The following is an 18,431-nucleotide window of genomic DNA, read 5'->3' as shown; positions in this document are numbered from 1 at the left end:
CGTCCGCGCGAACCCCGTCCCCGAGCGGCGGGGTTCGCGCGCGTCCGGCCCGAATTCCGGCGGATCGCCCTTCATCACACTTGTCCGGACAGTTCGCCATTGACGCTCCGGCTCCCTTGCGGAGCCAATGGGGAGGAGGTGAAAAGGACTTTCGAAAGCTATGTGACATGTGTAATGGTACTCACATCTCCCCACCGTGCGACGGAACAGCAATTGACCCCCCGTCGCCCCCGGTCCTCACCCCCACCGGCCGTACCCCAATGCGGCCGAACCAGGCCCGGAGGCCCCCACGTGAGAACCGCACGCGTGTTACGACTCCCGCACCTCGCAAGACTTCTGATCCTCGCTCTCTCCTGTCTCCTGACGATCGGCCTGTTCACCCCGCGGAGCCAGGCCGCCCCCGTCGCAGCGCCCCCCTCCACCGCCCCGGCCGATCGCGGCGAACTCCCCCCGCCCGGCGCCGACAGCGAACTGTCGACGCACGACCACGGCGCGACGCCGGAGCCGGAGAACAGCGCTCCCGAGCTGCGTGCTTTCCAGGACTCCGACTCCGCCCCGGCCGAGGCCCCCACGCCCTCCGCCAGGACGCTCGGCCCGGACACGGAGGCCGAGGACGCCGCCGCCTGCAACCCGGCGTCCTTCTCCCGGACCGGCGCGGCCCTGGTCCGCCTCGTCAAGGCGGCGAGCCACGACTGCGTCGACGGGCTGTTCCGGATCCCGACCGAGTACGCGGCCGGGGCCTTCCGCGAGTCCCAGATGCTCACCGTCATCGACGCACTGCGCGAGAGCGCCCGCACCTACCAGGGCAACGACAGTGACGCGATCTCGCAGCTGATGTACTACGTGCAGGCCGGCTACGCGGTGCAGTGGGACAACAAGGAGCTGGTCGGCCCCTACGGCAAGCTGCCGGACGAGATCAAGACGGCCGTCCACACCTTCTTCGCCAACCCCCACGCGCTCGACGCCACCACGGCCAACGCCGTTCCGCTGGAGCACGCGACGGTGCTGGCCGACGTGCCCCGCAAGCCCGGTGACTACGTCGACGTCGTCAAGCAGGTCCTGAACGCCTACCAGCCGGAGACCTGGGACAAGGCCAACCTGCTGCGGGCGGTCAACCCGCTCGCCAAGGTGCTGCACCGGGGCGTCTACGACAAGGACGCGGACTTCAAGAAGGCCGTCCTGGACGACCCGGGCGTCCTTGAGGCGCTGAACGGCTTCATCCTGCGTGCCAAGTCACACCTGCTGGACACCGACCGCAACAACTCCCTCACCGTCTACCAGGCGATCGACGAGCTGACCCGGATCGCGGCCTTCGAGGAGATCGCCCCGCGGTCCCGCCCGTTGGTGAAGAACCTGGTCGACTCCGCCGGCATCACCGGGCCGAACTGGCCCCAGCGGGCCGCCGCCGCGGCCTCCATCCAGAAGTTCGACAACGGCGCCTGCGGCTACTTCGGCACCTGCGGCGACGCGCAGCGGTTCAAGGACGCCTACCTGCCGGTCCGGCACACCTGCAGCCCGACCCTGCGCATCCTCGGCCAGGACCTGACGGCCGCCCAGCTGGCCACCGCCTGCGCCAGCCTGAACGGTCAGGAATCCTTCTTCCACGCGGTCTCCCGGGACAGGGGCCCGGTCGCGGGCGACAACAACACGGCCCTGGAGGTCGTCGCCTTCGACTCCGACGTCCAGTACGTCCTGCTCGGCCGGGTGATCTTCGACACCGACACCAACAACGGCGGCATCTACCTGGAGGGTGACGACCCCTCCGCGCCGGGCAACCAGGCCCGCTTCCTCGCCTACGAGGAGCCCTCGCAGGGCGGGGGCTACGAGATCCGCAACCTCAACCACGAGTACACCCACTACCTCGACGCGCGCTTCAACCTCTGGGGCAACTTCTGGCAGGGTGGGGAGGGCAAGCTGATCTGGTGGACCGAGGGCCTCGCCGAGGTCGTCTCCACCTCGTACCACAAGCAGGTCAACCAGGCCGCGATCCAGGCGGCGGGGCGGCACACCTACCGACTGAGCGAGCTCTTCAAGACCGCCTACGGCGACCAGACCCGCGTCTACCAGTGGGGCTACCTGGCCGTGCGCTACATGCTGGAGCAGCACCGCGGCGACGTGGACGCCCTGCTCGCCAAGTGGCGCGCCGGTGACTGGAAGGGCTCCCTCGCCCTCACGGCCGCGATCGGCACCCGCTACGACGCCGACTTCGACCGCTGGCTGAGCGCCTGCGCCACCACGCCGGAGTTCCCGCAGTTCAAGACGTGCGAGAGCGGCGACACCCGCGGGCTCGGCAAGAACTGCGTGCGCACCGGGGTCTCGGCGACCACCGGCAACTACGCGCACTTCTACCTCGACGTGCCGGCCGGCACCAAGCAGATCCGGGTGACCAGCAGCGGCGGCACCGGCAACGCCGACCTCTACTACCACTGGGGCAGCTGGGCGTACACCAACGCCTACGTCACGCGGTCGGCGGGGCCGGACAACTCCGAGACCCTGACCGTCACCAACCCGCCCGCCGGGTACGTGTTCTTCAGCCTCCAGGCCCAGCAGGGCTTCGGCGGGGTGACCGTCACCAGCGAGTTCTGACCGCAGGAGGTGCGTCCCGCCCCGACACCGGGGCGGGACTCACCCCTTGACGGGGTACGCGTGCGTCCCGGGCCGCGGCGCGCCGACGCCCAGCTCCGGCCGCCAGGCGCCGAGCACCAGCCCGGACGGGTAGAACATCGGCGACGGCAGCGCGTCCAGCGGCAGCCGCTCCCAACCGCCGCACGCGTGCGGCTCGGTGACCACGGCGGGCGCCAGACTGGGCGGGGCGAGCACCGCGGCGGTCAGCCGGGGGCGGCCCAGCTCGTGGTCCAGCAGCACCGCGAGCACCCGCATCTCCCCGGCGGGCAGCACGATCCCGGTCTCCTCGGCCAGTTCGCGCGCGGCGGTCCGCTCGAAGGACTCGCCGGGGTCGACCTTGCCGCCGGGCAGGCTCCAGGTCGGCGGCTCGCCCGCGGTGGTGCGGCGGCCGATCAGCACCCGGCCGTCGCCGGTGGGCACGATCACGCCGGCCCCGAGCATCGGTGCGGTGGTCACGTCGGTTCCTCCCTCTCGCCCGCCGGTTCCCGGCCGGGCCTACCAGGCGGCGCGCTCGAAGTCCTTCAGGAAGCAGCCGTAGAGGTCCTCGCCCTGCTCGCCGCGGACGATCGGGTCGTAGACCCGGGCCGCGCCGTCGACCAGGTCGAGCGGGGCGTGGAAGCCCTCGTCGGCCAGCCGCATCTTGTCCGGGTGCGGACGCTCGTCGGTGATCCAGCCGGTGTCGACGGCGGTCATCAGGATGCCGTCGGTCTGGAACATCTCCTGCGCGCTGGTGCGGGTGAGCATGTTCAGCGCGGCCTTGGCCATGTTGGTGTGCGGGTGGCCGGCGCCCTTGTAGCCGCGCTGGAACACGCCCTCCATCGCGGAGACGTTGACCACGTACTTGCGCCGCGACGCCGAGGCGGCCATCGCCGGGCGCAGCCGGCTGATCAGGATGAACGGCGCGGTGGAGTTGCACAGCTGGACCTCCAGCAGCTCCACCGGGCCGACCTCGCTGACGGTCTGCACCCAGCTGTTGGTGTCCGCGAGGTCGGGGACGAGGCCGCCGGCGTCGATGGCGGTGCCGGCCTGGATCCGCTCGGGCGTCGCCGAGCCGGTGACCAGGGCGAGCGAGGTGACGTCCTCGGCGGAGATCCGCTCGCCGTCGCCGGAGGCCTGGTGTGGCAGGGCGGGCAGGTCGACGCTGCCGCTGTTGAACCGGCCGATGGTGGTCGACTGCGGCAGCGCGCCGGCCGGCAGCGGCGCGGACTCGGCGGCGACCAGCTCGCGGTAGGACTCCGGCGGGCGGCGCACGGTCTGCGCGGCGTTGTTGATCAGGATGTCCAGCGGGCCGTCCGCGGCGACCTCGTCGGCGAGCGCCATCACCTGGGCCGGGTCGCGCAGGTCGATGCCGACGATCTTCAGCCGGTGCAGCCAGTCGGCGCTGTCCGGCATCGCGGTGAAGCGGCGGATCGCGTCGTTGGGGAAGCGGGTGGTGATGGTGGTGTGGGCGCCGTCGCGCAGCAGCATCAGCGCGATGTACATACCGATCTTGGCCCGGCCGCCGGTCAGCAGCGCGCGCTTGCCGGTGAGGTCGGCGCGGGCGTCCCGGCGGGCCCGGTTCCTGACCGCGCAGTCCTGGCAGAGGTTGTGGTAGAAGGCGTCGACCTCGACGTACCGCTGCTTGCAGATGTAGCAGGAGCGGGGGCGCTCCAGGATCCCGGCGATCTCGGTGGTGGTGACGGTGGTCAGGCCGAAGGCGCCGGCCGTCTCGTCGTCGATCCGGGTCGGGGCGCCGGTCGCGGTGCGCGCGGTGACCTCGCGGTCGTTGGCGGTCTTGCGGGCCCGGGTCTCCTGGCGGCGGCGCTGCTTCAGGGTCCGGAATATGCCGCCGACGGCCTGGCGGACGGTGATCGCGTCCGGGTGGTCGACGTGCAGTTCGTCGAGCTCGGCCAGCACCTCCAGGCAGAGCCGGAGCCGCTCGGGGTCGAGGCCGGGGCCGTAGTCGATCTCCTCGACGGACCCGGTGTCCGTGCCGTCCTGCCGCTGCCCCGCGTCCACGCCCGCCGTCATGCCTTCGCCGCTTTCCCGCTCGCCTCGCCGATCACGGCGTTCGCCGCGTTTACCGCGTGAATGCTACGGGAGCGGTCCGGGCCGGGGCGAAAAGCCGAGTATTTGGAGGATCCTCCAGGTCTACGCGCGGAGCTTCGATCATGGCTTGTGTGCAGCGCCAGCAATCGTGGTCGAACTGGCTTTTGGCGAACGGCTCACGGAGAATCGAACGTCGGGTGCAGGGGCGCCCGAGTGCGCCCTGCGGCCGTGCCGCACCCGCACCCGAGGTGTATTTTCTCCCAGCCAGAGAGCCCCCTTCATGCGCTTCCTGAACGACCTCATGCCCTCGTACGACCTCACGTACGACGACGTCTTCATGGTCCCCAGTCGATCCGCCGTGGGCTCCCGCCAGGGGGTCGACCTCTCCTCCAACGACGGCACCGGCACCACGATCCCGCTGGTCGTCGCCAACATGACCGCCATCGCCGGCCGCCGGATGGCCGAGACCGTCGCCCGCCGCGGCGGCCTGGTCGCCATCCCGCAGGACATCCCGACCGAGGTCATCGCCGAGGTCGTCGGCTGGGTCAAGCAGCGCCACCTGGTGCACGACACCGCCATCACCCTGGACCCCGGCGCCACCGTCGCCGAGGCGCTCTCGCTGCTGCCCAAGCGTGCCCACGGCGCGCTGGTGGTGGTCGAGGACGGCCGGCCGGTCGGCGTCGTCACCGACTCCGACTGCCAGGGCGTCGACCGCTTCACCTCGCTCTCCGAGGTGATGTCCCGCGAGCTGCTGCTGCTCGACGAGGACATCGACCCGCGGGACGCCTTCGACAAGCTGAGCGAGGGGCACCGCAAGCTGGCCCCGGTGGTGGACCGCGACGGCCGCCTGGTCGGCATCCTGACCCGCAGGAACGCGCTGCGCGCCACCCTCTACACCCCGGCCGTGGACGCCGCCGGCAAGCTGCGGATCGCCGCCACCGTCGGCATCAACGGCGACGTCGCGGGCAAGGCCAAGGCCCTGCTGGAGGCCGGCGCCGACGCGCTGGTGGTGGACACCGCGCACGGCCACCAGGAATCGATGATCACCGCGCTGCGGGCCGTGCGCGGCCTGGACCCGCAGGTCCCGGTGGTCGCGGGCAACGTCGTCTCGGCGGCCGGCGTGCGCGACCTGGTCGAGGCGGGCGCCGACATCCTGAAGGTCGGTGTCGGCCCCGGCGCCATGTGCACCACCCGGATGATGACCGGCGTCGGCCGACCGCAGTTCTCGGCCGTTCTGGAGTGCGCCGCCGAGGCCCGCCGGCTCGGCAAGCACGTCTGGGCCGACGGCGGCGTGCGCCACCCGCGCGACGTCGCCATGGCGCTGGCCGCCGGCGCGTCCAATGTGATGATCGGCTCCTGGTTCGCCGGCACCTACGAGTCGCCGGGCGACCTGCAGACCACCGCCGACGGCCGGCAGTACAAGGAGTCCTTCGGCATGGCCTCCAAGCGGGCCGTGGGCAACCGCACCGCGCAGGACTCCGCGTACGACCGGGCCCGCAAGGCGCTGTTCGAGGAGGGCATCTCGCACTCCCGGATGTTCCTCGACCCGGCCCGCCCGGGCGTCGAGGACCTCATCGACTCCATCGTCGCGGGCGTGCGCAGCTCCTGCACCTACGCGGGCGCGGCCACCCTGGAGGAGTTCCACGAGAAGGCCGTGGTCGGCATCCAGAGCGCGGCCGGCTACGCCGAGGGCAAGCCGCTGCACTCCAGCTGGTCCTGAGCACCCCCGCGTCCGCCGGCCGGCCCGCTCCTCGCCCCGGGGAGCGGGCCGGCCGGCGCCGCGCCCAGCCCGAGCGGCAGCAGCAGCGCGCGGCCGAGCAACCCGACCGCGCCGTCCAGCGCCGTGCCGAACGCCGCGGCCGCCGACGGCCGCCCGCGCAGCTCCCAGAGCACCTGGGTCGAACCCCAGGCGGCCTCCCGCGCGGTGTCCACCGACCAGGCCCCGAGCCGGTGGGTCAGCGGCTCGAACCGCTCCAGCGCGTCCGGCCCCGGCATCAGCTGCTCCCGCACGGCCGCCTCCACCTCCGCCAGCAGGTCGTTGATCCGGCGGTAGTCGCCCGCGAGGTGGTCCGGCTCCCGCCCGAGCCGCCGGCAGGTGTCGACGACGGCGAGCGGCAGGTCGTGCTGGATGTGGGCGTTCATTCCGGCCAGCGCGAACTGCACCGGGTGCACCTGCGGGTGCGCGCGCAGCTCGAACAGCGGCCGCCAGCAGGCCGGCGGCCGGCGGCGCGCCGCGACCGCGTCCACGGCCCGCAGGTAGCGCCCGGCGAACACGGTGTCGAGCACGGCCATCGCGGCCGGGTCGGCGAACCCGTCCAGCCGGGACCGGACGGTCTGCGTGACGGTCAGGTACATCCGGTTGAAGACCGCCACCCCGTCGGCGGGCGGCAGTCCGGCCGCGATCGCCCGCAGCCGGCGCACCACCGCGTCGACGCCCCGGACCGCCGCCGTGCTCCGTGTGGACACCCCGACCATCCGTCACCCTCCGGCGCCGATCGTGCACTGATCGCATCATCGTGCCACGCCGGTCGGGCGAATCCTCAGCTCAACGCGTAGTCCAGCACGTACGTGTGCCGCCCCTCCTCGTCCACCTCCAGCTCGAACACCCCGGTGATCCCGGCCAGCTCGCCCGAGCCGGTGCCCTCGACCACCCGGATCGCCAGCCGCTCGCCGTGGCTGCCCGGCGCCGCGTGCTGCAGCACGAACGACCCCGGCCGCCCGTCCAGCGTGCCGGTGAACCGCTCCACCGCCACGTACGCCGCCGGGCCGCCCGTGCCGTCCAGCACGGACAGCATCCGCACCACGCTCGACCCGGTCAGGCCGCCGGTGAACTCCTTGGTGATCCGCACCCGGCCGACCGTCGCCCCCGGCTGCTCGTCCGTCTCCTCCGGCTCGAACGCCGTCAGCTCGAACGCCCCGCTCGCCCTGCTCCCCATGGCACCGTCCCCTCGAACAGCCCGTGCGCCCGGCCCGTACCGACCGCATCCCCACCCTCGCACGCCCCACCGACAACCGGCCCGGTGCGGCCTTGCCCGCCACCCTTCACCGCTCCCAGCGGATCGCCAGCGCGGCGGCGTCGTCGGCGAGACCGGCGGGCGCGACCCAGGCGGCGAGGTCGGCGAGGAGGGCGTCCAGCAGTTCCTCGGGGCCGGTGGCGGGCAGCAGGGGGAGGCGGGCGGGGAGGGGGTAGAAGGCGTCCGCCGCGTTGCGGGCCTCGGAGACCCCGTCGGTGTACAGCAGCAGCAGGTCGCCGGCGTGCGGCTCGACGGGGTCGGCCCGGTAGCCGCCGTCGCCGGCCAGGCCGAGCAGGCCGAGCGGCGGGGCGTGCCGGGCGGGGGCGAGCTCGATGACGCGGCCGGCGCGGCGCAGCAGCGGGTGCGGGTGCCCGCAGTTCACCAGCCGGGCGGCGCCGTCCGGCGGCACGCCGAGCAGCAGCGCGGTCGCGAACCGCCCGTCGGCCGGGCGGCCGGCCAGCGCGGCGTCGAGCCGTTCGGCGAGCCGGGCGAGGTCCGGCTCGGTGCGGGCGGAGGTACGGAAGGCGCCGAGGACGTCCGCCGCGGTCTCGACGGCGGGCAGGCCGTGGCCCTGGACGTCGCCGAGCAGGATCCGGATGCCGTAGGGCGTGTCCGCCACCTCGTACAGGTCGCCCCCGATCCGCGCCTCGGCGGCGGCCGCGACGTACCGCACGGCGATCCGCAGCGGGCCGGCCCGTTCGGGCGGCGGGCGCAGCAGGGCCCGCTGGGCGGCCTCGGCGACGGTCCGGACCTGGAACAGCTCGCGCTCCCGGGCCGCGATCAGCACCACGTTGGCGGTGCTGGCGAGGGTGGCGGCGGTGATGGTGATCAGCGAGGCGAGGTGGACGGTGCCGGGCAGGTGGGTGTTGCCCTCCTCCAGCAGCCCGGCCACCACGATGGCCCCGGCCCCGGTGGCCAGCGGCACCCGGGCGCGCCGGGTGGTCGCCCCGACCAGCACGGGCGCCACGGCGAGCACGGGGGAGAGGGTGGTGCCGGGCCCGGTGAACAGGTCCGCCAGCACGGCCCCGACGAGCAGCAGGAACGCGCCGTACAGCAGCAGCCGCGTCCGCCGGGGCAGCGGCGGCAGCGGCGCCGCACCGCCCTCGGACCCGTCACCACCCACGCCCACGCCCTCGCCTCCGCAGAACCCGCCCCCCGTCCACTCTCCACCGCCACCCACCCCACCGGCATCCCGGCGCCGGTCGCCCCGCCCGGGAGGACGTAGGGTGGCGGGCGAGATGAGACGTAGGAGTACGGCGCCGGCCTCGCCGCTTCCGCAGCGGTTCGGGGTGGATCCGGTGCACCTGCGGCTGCCCGTGGTGGGCGGGCCGTGGGGGACGGTGCGGGCGTATCTGGAGGAGCGGCTGCCGGCGGTCGCGGCGGGGCGGGTGGACGCGCTGCTGCGGGCCGGTGGGGTGGTCGGCGAGGACGGGCGGGCCGTCGGGCCGGCGGAGCCGTTCCGGCCTGGGGCGCACCTGTGGTTCCACCGGGAGCTGCCGCCGGAGGTGCCGGTCCCCTTCGAGCTGGAGGTGCTGCACCGGGACGAGCACCTGGTGGTCGTCGACAAGCCGCACTTCCTGGCCACCACCCCGCGCGGACGGCACGTCGTGGAGACGGCGCTCTCCCGGCTGCGGCACGCGCTGGAGCTGCCCGCGCTGAGCCCGGCGCACCGGCTGGACCGGCTGACGGCGGGGCTGGCGATGTTCGTGGTCCGCCCGCAGGACCGGGGGGCCTACCAGACGCTGTTCCGGGACCGGCTGGTCCGCAAGGAGTACCGGGCGGTGGCGGCGTACGACCCGGCGGTGGAGCTGCCCCGCACGGTGCGCAGCCACATCGTCAAGGAGCGCGGGCGGATCGACGCCCACGAGCTCGACGAGCCGCCGAACAGCGAGAGCCGGATCGAGCTGCTGGAACGGCGGGACGGGCTGGGCCGTTACCTGCTGCGGCCGGCGACGGGGCGCACCCACCAGCTGCGGCTGCACATGAGCGGCCTGGGCCTGCCGATCCTGGGCGACCCGGTGTACCCGGTGGTGCTGCCGGAGCCGGCCCCGGACGACTTCGGCCGCCCGCTCCAGCTGCTCTCCGCGGTGCTGGAGTTCACCGACCCGCTGACCGGCCGCCCGCGCCGCTTCGAGAGCCGCCGGACGCTGGCGGCCTGGACGGACCACGCTTCCTGGTGAACCCCGGTGGTCCTGGTGATCCCCGGCTAGCGGCCCGCCGTGCCCGGGGGCAGCTCCAGCTCGAACCAGACCACCTTCCCCTCCGGCGTCCGCCGGCTGCCCCAGCGGTGGGCGAGCTCGTTCACCAGGTGGATGCCGCGCCCGCCCTCGTCCTCCTCGTGGGCGCGCCGGATCCGGGGGGTGGCGATGTCCTGGTCGGCCACCTCCACGGTGAGCGTGCGGTTGCAGAACAGCCGCAGCTGGGTGGGCGATCCGGCGTGCACCAGGGCGTTGGTGATCAGTTCGCTGGTGAGCAGCTCGGCGCAGTCGGCGAGGGACTCCAGCCCCCACCCGGTGAGCGTCTCCCGGGTGAAGCGGCGCGAGTGGGCGACCATCGCGTGGTCGCCGCCGAGCGGGAGGGTGGCGATCCGGTCCGAACCGGCCGGTCTGGCCTGCGCCATGATGACGGCGATGTCGTCCTCGCTGGTGCGGCCGGTGAGTTCGGTGAGCACGGCGTCGCAGGTCTGCTCCAGCGAGCCGTGCCGGTCGGCGACGGTGCGGCAGAGCAGCTCCAGCCCCTCGTCGAGGTCGCGGCCGCGCCGCTCGACCAGGCCGTCGGTGTAGACGGTCAGGATGCCCTCCTCGGGGAGGGTGAACTCGACGCTCTCGAAGGCCACTCCGCCGACCCCGAGCGGCGCGCCGGGCGGCAGTTCGACCAGGTGGGCGTTGCCCTCGGTGTCGGCCACCACCGGCGGCAGGTGGCCCGCGCAGGCGGCGGTGCAGCGCCGGCCGACGGGGTCGTAGACCACGCAGATGCAGGTGGCGAACTGGCCCTCGCCGAGCGCCGTGGTGGCCTCGTCCAGCCGTTGCAGCACCCGGTCGGGGGCGATCTCCAGGGTGATCAGCGTCCTTGCCACGGTGCGGAGCTGGCCCATCGTCGCGGCGGCCCGGATGCCGTGGCCCATCACGTCGCCGACGACCAGGGCGACCCGGCCGGAGGAGAGCGGCACGACGTCGAACCAGTCGCCGCCGACCTCGCTGACCACGCTGCTCGGCAGGTACCGGTAGGCGATCTCCAGCCCCAGCGTGCGGTGGATCTCCTGCGGCAGCAGGCTGCGCTGCAGGGTGAGCGCGGTCTCCCGCTCCCGCCGGTAGAGCCGGCCGTTGTCGATGGCCAGCGCGGTCCGGGCGACCAGTTCCTCGGCCAGCGCGCGGTCCGCCGGCCCGAACGGCACCGGGTTGCGGTTGCGGACGAACTCCGCGCCGCCGAGCACCAGTCCGCGCGCCAGCAGCGGCACCATCAGGTACGAGTGCACCCCGGCTTCCAGGCTCGGCTGCACCCGGTCCGGCGAGGCCACGATCCGCCGCAGCGCCGCCTCGTCCACCTCCGAGACCAGGATCGACCGGCCGGTGCGCAGGCTCTGCGCGTACACCTGCGCCGACTGCGAGGTCTCCCCGATCGCGTCGGCGGCGTCCGACATCCGGCCGAGCTCGTCCAGTTCGCCGACCGCCACCGCCCGCATCAGCACCGAGCCGTCGGGCGGCACCGGCGCCGGGTCCTCGCCGTCCAGCACCGTCTCGCGCAGGTCGACGGTCACGAAGTCGGCGAACCGCGGGATCACCACCTCGACCAACTCGTGGGCGGTGCGGTGGAGATCGAGCGTGGTACCGATCCGGCCGGACGCCTCGTTGAGCAGCGACAGCCGCTGCTGCGCGGCCCACGCCTCGTCGAGCGCCCGTTGCCGGGCGGCCGCGGCGTCCCGCTCCCGGGTGAACAGCAGCGCGTTGTCGATCGACACGGCCGCCCGCACCGCCAACTCCCCGGCCAGCGCCAGGTCGTCCTCCTCGTACGGGTGCTCCGAGACGGTCCGGTAGAACGCGGCGACGCCGACCGGCGACCCGCGCGCGATCAGCGGCACCACCATGAACGAGCGGACGTTCTGCTCGCGCGCCGCCGCCATGCGCACCGGGTCGTCCCGGAACCAGGCCAGCCCGGCCGCGTCCATCCGCGGCACCAGCACCGGGGCGCGGTGCGCGAGCGCCCAGGCGTAGGGAGTGGTGGCGACGAAGCGGTGCACCCCGCCGGTCCGGTCGATCGGGCGCAGCGTCGAGCGCCGCGCCGTGTGGAAGGCCATCCGCCGCAGCAGCGCCGAACCGTCGGCCGACGGGCGGGCCTCGCGCTCACCGCGCACCAGGTCGTCCAGGACCTCGACGACCACCGTGTCGGCCAGCCGCGGCGTCGCCACCTCGGCCAGCTCCTGGGCCGTCTGCGCGAGGTCGAGCGTGGTGCCGATCCGGGTGGAGGCCTCGTTGACCACCGCCAGGCGCTCCTGCGCGGCCTTCGCCTCGCGCAGCGCCTGCTGGCGGGCCAGCACGGTCCGGTGCTGGCGCAGGTAGAGCCGGGCGTTGTCGATGGCGACCGCGGCCCGGGAGGCCAGTTCGTCGCCGAGCGTGATGTCCGCCTCGGCGAAGGACTCCCGCTCGCCGCGCCGGGAGTAGACCACCATGCCGAGCGTGGTGCCGCGCGCCACCAGCGGGGTGATCCGCACCGAGCGCGGACGGTCGCCGAGGAACGCCTGCCGGCGGCTCTCGCTGATCGTCTCGCTCAGCGGCGGCAGTTCCCAGGACGGCACCACCACCGTCCGTCCGGTGGCCAGCGCCCGGGCGTAGGGGGAGTCCGGCGCCAGCTCGTGGACGGTGTCCACCGGCAGCGACTCCGCCGGGTAGAGCGGGTCGGCGGTGGCCAGCGCCAGCCGGCGCACCCGCAGCGGAGCGGCCGGGTCCGGCGGCTCGACGTTGCGGTCGGCGACCAGCGCCTCCAGCGCGAAGACGCCGCTGATGTCGGCGACCTTGGGCACCATCGCGTCGGCCAGCTCCCGGGCGGTCTGCCGCAGGTCCAGGGTGGTGCCGATGGAGGCCGTGGCCTCGGCCAGCAGGGCGAGCCGTTCCTGGGCGCGGGCGGCCCTGGTCTCGGCCTGGAAGCGCTCGGTGACGTCGACGACCGTCGAGCTCACCCCGAGGATCCGCCCGCCCTGGTCCTCCAGCCGGAAGTAGGACGCCGACCAGGCGTGGTCGTGCGACGGGTCGCCCGGTGTGCGGCCGTGCGAGCGGATGTCCACCACCGGCTCGCCGGTCTCCAGCACCCGGCGCATCACGGCCTCGCTCTCCGCGCCGTTGATGCCGGGCAGCAGCTCGGTCAGCCGCCGCCCGAGGTGCTGCTCCACCGACAGCCCGTTGATCCTGGCCAGCGCCGCGTTGAGCCGCACGAAGGCGAGGCGGGTGTCGTAGACGCTCATGCCGACCGGGGCCTGGGTGAAGAAGCCGTCCAGCACGGCCAGGTCCGCCTGGATCCGGCGCAGCGTCGTCACGTCGGAGGCCACCGCCAGCACCAGCGGGCTGCCGCCCGGGCCGGTGATCGGGTGGGTGCGGAACTCCAGGTTGACGTGGTGGCCGTCGCGGTGGCGCACCGGGAAGACGCCGGACCAGCCGCGGCCGTCCAGGATCTCCTGGAACAGCTCCAGCACCTCGGGGCGCCGCTCGTCGGAGGCCAGCAGCTGTACGGCCCGCTCGCCGATCGCCTCCTCCGCGGAGTAGCCGAGCAGGGCCTCGGCGTCGCTGCTCCAGTGCAGGATCCGGCCGTCGGCCTCGATCAGGGCGGTGGCGATCGGCACCATCAGCAGGGCCTCCGGACCGTCGGCGCGTCCGGGCCCGGCGGCCTCGCGCCGCTCATTCACCATGCTCGGTCACCATGGCCAGCACCGCCCGGAGCTCGTCGCCCACCCAGCCCTGCCATCTTCCCACGCGCCCCGCCACCCCCGCGCGGCACACCGCCCCGGGCGGCGGCGCACGGGGCGGCGGGCGGCTACCCGTGGGCGGTCTGCAGGGCGCGCAACAGCTGGACGCCGGGGGTGTCGACGGAGCGGCGGCCGTTGGCCAGCACGATCACCGCGACCTGCTTCTCCGGGTCGAAGGCCGTGAACGAGCGGTAGCCGCCGGTCCCGCCGTTGTGCCAGATCCGCAGGTGACCGCCCTGGCGGGCGTGCAGCCGGTCGCCCAGCCAGCCGAGGTGCATCCAGGCGAACGGGTTCACCCGGTGCCGCACCTCGCGGGTCAGCGCGATGGCGGGTCCGAGCGGCGAGCCGTCGCCGTCGCCGGCCGCCAGCTGGGCCTGGAGGAGGACGGCCAGGTCGGCGGCGGTGGACTTGAGCGCGCCCGCCCCCGCGAGGCCGGCGAGGTTCCAGCCCGGCACCGGCCGGCCGCCCGCGGTGTGGCCCGGGGCGAGCCGCGCCGCCTGCCGCTCGTCGGGCACGAGGACCGTGTCGGTGAGCCCGAGCGGCTCGCAGACCTCCCGCCGGACCAGCTCCCCGTACTCCAGGCCCGCCCGGTGCGCCAGGGCGAGGCCGAGCAGTCCGGCGCCGAGGTTGGAGTAGCGGAAGCTGCGCCCGGGCGCGGCCCGCACCTTGGTCCGCCCGAGGCTCGCGAGCAGCCACTCGGGGGTGCAGTGCGCGTACGGGTCGGGCTTGTTGGGGGTGAGCAGGGAGGGCAGCAGCATGCCGGCGGGCAGCCGCGGCAGGCCGGAGGTGTGGGTCGCCAGGTGCCGCAGCGCGAACGGCTGCGCCCCCTTGGCGGGGACGGCGACACCGGGCGGGAGCGCGTCGGCGAGGACGTCCGCGAGCGGTTCGTCCAGGCTGACGGTGCCCGCCAGGGTCAGCCGGGCGAGGGCGAGCGAGGTGAAGACCTTGGTCACCGAGCCGATCTCGAACATCGTGTCCGGACCGGGCACCCCGCCGGTGGGGCCGGGGCCGGTGCGCCCGGCGCCGCGGATCTCCACCGCGCCGCGGGCGAGGCCGGCGACCACCGCGCCGACCTGTTGGCCGGCGAGGCGGTCGGCGGTCTGCTGGACGAGGCTGCCAAGATCGTTCATGGCCCCGAGCCTAGGAGCGGCGGGGGGCGGCGGCGTCCACCGTGGCGACGATTTCGCGGCCGGCCCGCTCGTCCCCCGGAGGTACGGGGGACGAGCGGGGCGCGGTCGCGTCGGGTGCCCGCGTCAGCAGCTCAGGTTGTTGCCCGGCACGGTGCCGAGCAGCTGGGTGAAGCGCTGGTAGGCGTTGATCCGGCTCTGCACCTGGGCGGGGTTGCCGCCGTTGCACTCCAGCGAGCCGTTGATGCTGCGGATGGTCTCGCCGAAGCCGTAGCCGTTGACGATCGCGTTGTGCGGGGTCATGGTGCCGGGGCCGTTCTGGGTGTTCCAGTACCAGAGCGCGGTCTTCCAGGCGACGGCCGGGTCGGTCTGCACCAGGTTGGGGTTGCGCAGCAGGTCGATGCCGAGGGCGTCGCCGGCGGCCTTGTAGTTGTAGTTCCAGCTCAGCTGGATCGGGCCGCGGCCGTAGTACGCGGCCTGGCCGGCCGGGCAGCCGTAGGACTTCGAGCTGTCGCAGTAGTGGGGGTAGTTGGCGGTGTTCTGCTCGACGACGTAGACCAGCGCGCCGGTCTCGTGGTTGACGTTGGCGAGGAAGGCGGCGGCCTCCTGCTTGCGGACGGTGTCGGTGCCGGTGGCCGCGAAGGCGGGGTAGGCGGCGAGGGCGTCGATCAGGCCCTGGTAGGTGTAGAAGGGGTTCCGGTTCGGGAACATCTGGTCGAACTGGGCCTGGCTGACCGGGAATCCGCCCGGGTTCGGGGTGGCGGTCGGCGTCGGCGTGACGGTGGGCGTGACGGTCGGCGTCGGGGTCGTCGTCGGACCGGTGCCGCAGGTGCCCTGGTCGGACCAGACGCCGGAGCCGCCGGTGCTCGGCGGCTCGTTCTGGGTCCACCACTTGGCGAGCCAGTTGTGGCCGTTGTAGGAGACGGCGGCGCCGCCGGTGTAGACGGCCGAGGAGGCCCAGGGCGTGGCGCAGACGGCGGCGCTGGCGTTGGCCGCGGGCAGCAGCAGGACCACCGCCAGCGCCGTGGCGACGGCGGAGAGCAGTGCGAGCAGGCGTTTCGTGGACACTTGATCACCCCTTGTGCGGTGTGGGGCCGCACGGTCGTGGAGGTAGGGACGTCGGGGCAGGGGAGCCGGGCCCCGCAGGTGGCGGCACGTCGTGGGGGGACGGTCCGGCCGGGGTGGGGGTGCGGGGCTGACCCAGACTCAAGCGGAGTGGTCTATACCTGTCAAGGGGTTTCGGGCAAACGGCGCGCGGCGCGAACGGCGCGCCGGCGGCCGTGTCATGGTCAGGTCTCTCCATCTGGAAGGATGGCCGGGTGGACGAGACCCCCGATCCCGCCCCCCGTTCCGGGCCGGGCGCACCGATCCGCTCCGGCATCCCGGAGCACGGCCGGGTGCCCAAGTACTACGCCGTCAAGGGCCAGTTGGAGGCGCTGCTCGACGAGCTCGGCGAGGGCGGCGTGCTGCCGACCGAGCGCGACCTCGCGGCCCGCTTCGAGGTGGCCCGCGAGACGCTCCGCCAGGCCCTGCGCGAACTGCTGCTCCAGGGCCGGATCCGGCGGCGCGGACGCAGCACCGTGGTGGCCGGCCCCAAGCTGGAGCAGCCGCTCTCGCTCGCCAGCTACACCGAGGGCGTGCGGCGCCAGGGGAGGGTCCCCGGGCGCACCCTGATCGGGCTGGAGCGGCTCGGCGCCGACCCGCAGCTGGCCGGGCAGCTGGGGATCGCCCCGGGCGATCCGGTCTGGCACCTGGAGCGGGTGCTGCTCGCGGACGGCGAGCGGGTGGGTCTGGAGAGCACCTACCTGGCGGTCGGCCGGGTCCCGGCGCTGGACGCGGAGTTCGACCCGGGCTCCTCGCTGTACGCCTATCTCGCCGAGAGGGCGGGCATCGGCTTCGGCGCCGCGGACGAGCGGATCGAGACGGTGCTGGCGACCCCGCGCGAGGCCCTGCTGATCGGTACGCCGCCGGCGCTGCCGATGCTGCTGCTGCACCGGCTGACCCGGGACACCGAGGACCGTCCGGTGGAGCGGGTGCGCTCGCTCTACCGGGGCGACCGGTTCAGCTTCACCACCCGCCTCGGGGCGGACTGACGCGCCCGCCCGGGTCCTTCCGCGCCATGACGCAGCATCAGGAGGACGACGTGACCCCGCAGCACCCCGCCGCCGACCACGGGCACACCCCCACCGGCGGCCACGGCGGCTCCAGCTGGGAGGAGCGGCAGACCTTCGTGATCGCCAACGGCTCGGCGATCCCGGCCCTCGTCCCCGACGCCTTCGACGCGCTGCGCCCGCAGCTCACCGGCCGGGTCGACGAGACCGGCATCGCCGCCGGCGTCCTCGGCTTCACCCACACCCCGCCGGCCGGCTGGTCGGTCGACAACTCGGCGATGGGCACCGGCGGCGTCGGCGAGTGGCGCGGCTGGTCCTTCACCACCGACGAGTTCTGGACCAAGACCCAGCGCGACCAGAACCGCGAGCTGAACGTCCGCTCCCGGGGCGTCTTCGCCGTCGCCGACTCCGACGAGTGGGCCGACAAGGCCTTCCAGGGCGGCTACGACTCCACCCTGGTCAGCCCCGAGTACCCGGTGGCGGGGCGCGGCACCGTTCCGGTCGCCTTCACCACCTTCTACCGCCCCGAGGGCGCGCAGAGCGCCCGGGTGCTCGCCGTCTGGGACGGCGGCGCGCCGGTCGAGGTGAAGAGCTACACCACCGACACCAACGGCCGCCAGCGCCTCGACCTGGCCGTCCCGGCGGGCGCGGGCCGGCTGCGGCTGCGGTTCCGGTACACCGGGAGCAACAACTGGTACTGGGTGCTGGACGACGTCCGGGTCGGCTGACGGAGCACTACCCCTCGGACGGGGCGAGCGCGGCCCGCAGCCGCTCGGCGACCAGCGCCGCGCCCGCCTCGTCGGGGTACGTCCGGCGCGGCCAGAAGAAGCCGCGCAGCCCGTCCTTCGGATTGCGCGGCACCACGTGGACGTGCAGGTGCGGCACCGACTGGCTGATCCGGTTGTTCGCCGCGACGAAGCTGCCCGCCGCGCCCAGCCCGCGCTCCACGGCCGCCGCCACCCGCTGCACCCGCAGGAAGAACGGGCCGACCTGCGCCGCCGGCAGGTCCGCCAGGGTGCGGTGGTGGGCGCGCGGCACCACCAGCACATGGCCCGGGAAGAGCGGCCTGCGGTCCAGGAAGGCCACCGCCGCCTCGTCGTCCAGCACCCGGTGCGCGGGCTCCGTGCCCGCCACCACCGCACAGAAGACGCAGTCCATCCGTCCATTCAACCGGCCCGCCGCGCCCCCGGCATCCGCTCGGCGGGAGGCCGCCGGGAGGTCACCCGGGCGGACCCCGAGCGGGTGCGCTCCGGTGCCGTCGGGGCGCACCGTGCAGGTGGGGCGCGCGGCGCGTCCCGTCGACGAGGAGGTGGCCCGGATGGCGGGCAAGTTCGAGGTGTACGAGGACGCCGGAGGCAAGTACCGGTTCCGGCTCAAGGCGGGCAACGGCGAGATCGTCGCGACCGGCCAGGGGTACGCGAGCAAGGACGCCGCCCACAAGGGCGTCGAGGCCGTCCAGCGGGCGGCGGACGGCGCGAGCGTGGTGGACGTGAAGCCCAAGGCCGCGGCCTGAGGGCCGGGTGCGGCGGCGGGGCCGGCCCCGGGCGACAGTCGTGTCCGGGGCCGGCCCCGC

The 18,431-nt window shown here is 74.2% G+C and carries 14 protein-coding genes and 1 pseudogene; 6 read left to right on the top strand and 9 right to left on the bottom strand.

Annotated elements, in window-relative coordinates; genetic code table 11:
• The first annotated feature begins 306 nt into the window (after window positions 1-306).
• The gene (locus ABT093_RS33735) at window positions 307-2,586 is read left to right on the top strand and encodes a M9 family metallopeptidase (RefSeq protein ID WP_350570853.1); all 2,280 of its coding nucleotides are present in this window, start codon (window positions 307-309) and stop codon (window positions 2,584-2,586) included.
• Window positions 2,587-2,625: 39 nt separating this feature from the next.
• Here ABT093_RS33735 and ABT093_RS33730 read toward each other — a convergent pair whose 3' ends face one another.
• Together ABT093_RS33730 and ABT093_RS33725 are read right to left on the bottom strand one after the other, a co-directional pair.
• The gene (locus ABT093_RS33730) at window positions 2,626-3,081 is read right to left on the bottom strand and encodes a nucleotide triphosphate diphosphatase NUDT15 (protein ID WP_350570852.1); all 456 of its coding nucleotides are present in this window, start codon (window positions 3,079-3,081) and stop codon (window positions 2,626-2,628) included.
• Between the two features lie 39 nt (window positions 3,082-3,120).
• Window positions 3,121-4,635 carry an SDR family NAD(P)-dependent oxidoreductase gene (locus ABT093_RS33725; protein ID WP_350570850.1) on the bottom strand — a complete coding sequence of 505 codons (1,515 nt, stop codon included), beginning with the start codon at window positions 4,633-4,635 and terminating at the stop codon, window positions 3,121-3,123.
• A gap of 298 nt (window positions 4,636-4,933) precedes the next feature.
• Between ABT093_RS33725 and ABT093_RS33720 the strand changes: the two genes are divergently transcribed.
• Window positions 4,934-6,373 (top strand): GuaB1 family IMP dehydrogenase-related protein, encoded by a 1,440-nt coding sequence (locus ABT093_RS33720; protein WP_350570849.1) that lies wholly within the window; start codon window positions 4,934-4,936, stop codon window positions 6,371-6,373.
• Here the strand turns inward: ABT093_RS33720 and ABT093_RS33715 are convergent.
• The 3 genes from ABT093_RS33715 to ABT093_RS33705 form a co-directional block, all read right to left on the bottom strand.
• Window positions 6,334-7,119, bottom strand: coding sequence for a DUF5995 family protein (locus ABT093_RS33715; protein ID WP_350570848.1), 786 nt, complete (start codon window positions 7,117-7,119; stop codon window positions 6,334-6,336). The genes ABT093_RS33720 and ABT093_RS33715 overlap by 40 nt on opposite strands.
• 74 nt (window positions 7,120-7,193) lie before the next feature.
• The gene (locus tag ABT093_RS33710) at window positions 7,194-7,589 is read right to left on the bottom strand and encodes a DUF3224 domain-containing protein (protein WP_350570846.1); all 396 of its coding nucleotides are present in this window, start codon (window positions 7,587-7,589) and stop codon (window positions 7,194-7,196) included.
• 106 nt (window positions 7,590-7,695) lie between these two features.
• On the bottom strand, window positions 7,696-8,796 hold the full coding sequence (locus ABT093_RS33705; RefSeq protein WP_350570845.1) for a PP2C family protein-serine/threonine phosphatase: 1,101 nt from the start codon (window positions 8,794-8,796) through the stop codon (window positions 7,696-7,698).
• Between the two features lie 109 nt (window positions 8,797-8,905).
• Between ABT093_RS33705 and ABT093_RS33700 the strand changes: the two genes are divergently transcribed.
• Window positions 8,906-9,847: a pseudouridine synthase gene (locus ABT093_RS33700; RefSeq protein WP_350570844.1), complete on the top strand. Its 942-nt coding sequence runs from the start codon at window positions 8,906-8,908 to the stop codon at window positions 9,845-9,847.
• 26 nt (window positions 9,848-9,873) lie between these two features.
• On the opposite strand, the gene ABT093_RS33695 is transcribed toward ABT093_RS33700, so the two are convergent.
• The 3 genes from ABT093_RS33695 to ABT093_RS33685 all read right to left on the bottom strand — a co-directional run bounded on the left by ABT093_RS33695 (window position 9,874) and on the right by ABT093_RS33685 (window position 15,815).
• Window positions 9,874-13,563 (bottom strand): SpoIIE family protein phosphatase, encoded by a 3,690-nt coding sequence (locus ABT093_RS33695; RefSeq protein ID WP_350570843.1) that lies wholly within the window; start codon window positions 13,561-13,563, stop codon window positions 9,874-9,876.
• Window positions 13,564-13,688: 125 nt separating this feature from the next.
• Window positions 13,689-14,750 carry a serine hydrolase domain-containing protein gene (locus tag ABT093_RS33690; RefSeq protein ID WP_350570841.1) on the bottom strand — a complete coding sequence of 354 codons (1,062 nt, stop codon included), beginning with the start codon at window positions 14,748-14,750 and terminating at the stop codon, window positions 13,689-13,691.
• A gap of 123 nt (window positions 14,751-14,873) precedes the next feature.
• Entirely contained in the window at window positions 14,874-15,815 is a 942-nt protein-coding gene (locus tag ABT093_RS33685; RefSeq protein WP_350570840.1) for a glycoside hydrolase family 19 protein, read from the bottom strand.
• Window positions 15,816-16,066: 251 nt separating this feature from the next.
• Between ABT093_RS33685 and ABT093_RS33680 the strand changes: the two genes are divergently transcribed.
• On the top strand, window positions 16,067-16,840 hold the full coding sequence (locus tag ABT093_RS33680) for a GntR family transcriptional regulator (RefSeq protein ID WP_350570838.1): 774 nt from the start codon (window positions 16,067-16,069) through the stop codon (window positions 16,838-16,840).
• A 74-nt stretch (window positions 16,841-16,914) separates the two neighbouring features.
• A pseudogene (locus ABT093_RS33675) lies at window positions 16,915-17,586 on the top strand (alkaline phosphatase family protein); the annotation flags it as partial.
• Window positions 17,587-17,593: 7 nt separating this feature from the next.
• Here ABT093_RS33675 and ABT093_RS33670 read toward each other — a convergent pair.
• On the bottom strand, window positions 17,594-18,016 hold the full coding sequence (locus tag ABT093_RS33670; RefSeq protein ID WP_350570837.1) for an HIT family protein: 423 nt from the start codon (window positions 18,014-18,016) through the stop codon (window positions 17,594-17,596).
• 160 nt (window positions 18,017-18,176) lie between these two features.
• Here ABT093_RS33670 and ABT093_RS33665 point away from each other — a divergent pair, with 160 nt between their 5' ends.
• The gene (locus tag ABT093_RS33665; protein WP_350570835.1) at window positions 18,177-18,371 is read left to right on the top strand and encodes a YegP family protein; all 195 of its coding nucleotides are present in this window, start codon (window positions 18,177-18,179) and stop codon (window positions 18,369-18,371) included.
• Window positions 18,372-18,431 lie beyond the last annotated feature (60 nt).

Origin of the sequence: Kitasatospora sp. NPDC002551 (genome assembly GCF_040296005.1) — a bacterium.
Classification (GTDB): domain Bacteria; phylum Actinomycetota; class Actinomycetes; order Streptomycetales; family Streptomycetaceae; genus Kitasatospora.
This window is presented reverse-complemented; position numbering and strand designations above follow the sequence as displayed.

Coding starts and splice junctions, on each gene's coding strand:
- ABT093_RS33725 (WP_350570850.1), bottom strand. CDS start 4,635: ATGACGGCGGGCGTGGACGCGGGGCAGCGGCAGGACGGCACGGACACC.
- ABT093_RS33670 (WP_350570837.1), bottom strand. CDS start 18,016: ATGGACTGCGTCTTCTGTGCGGTGGTGGCGGGCACGGAGCCCGCGCAC.
- ABT093_RS33690 (WP_350570841.1), bottom strand. CDS start 14,750: ATGAACGATCTTGGCAGCCTCGTCCAGCAGACCGCCGACCGCCTCGCC.
- ABT093_RS33720 (WP_350570849.1), top strand. CDS start 4,934: ATGCGCTTCCTGAACGACCTCATGCCCTCGTACGACCTCACGTACGAC.
- ABT093_RS33700 (WP_350570844.1), top strand. CDS start 8,906: ATGAGACGTAGGAGTACGGCGCCGGCCTCGCCGCTTCCGCAGCGGTTC.
- ABT093_RS33665 (WP_350570835.1), top strand. CDS start 18,177: ATGGCGGGCAAGTTCGAGGTGTACGAGGACGCCGGAGGCAAGTACCGG.
- ABT093_RS33710 (WP_350570846.1), bottom strand. CDS start 7,589: ATGGGGAGCAGGGCGAGCGGGGCGTTCGAGCTGACGGCGTTCGAGCCG.
- ABT093_RS33695 (WP_350570843.1), bottom strand. CDS start 13,563: ATGGTGAATGAGCGGCGCGAGGCCGCCGGGCCCGGACGCGCCGACGGT.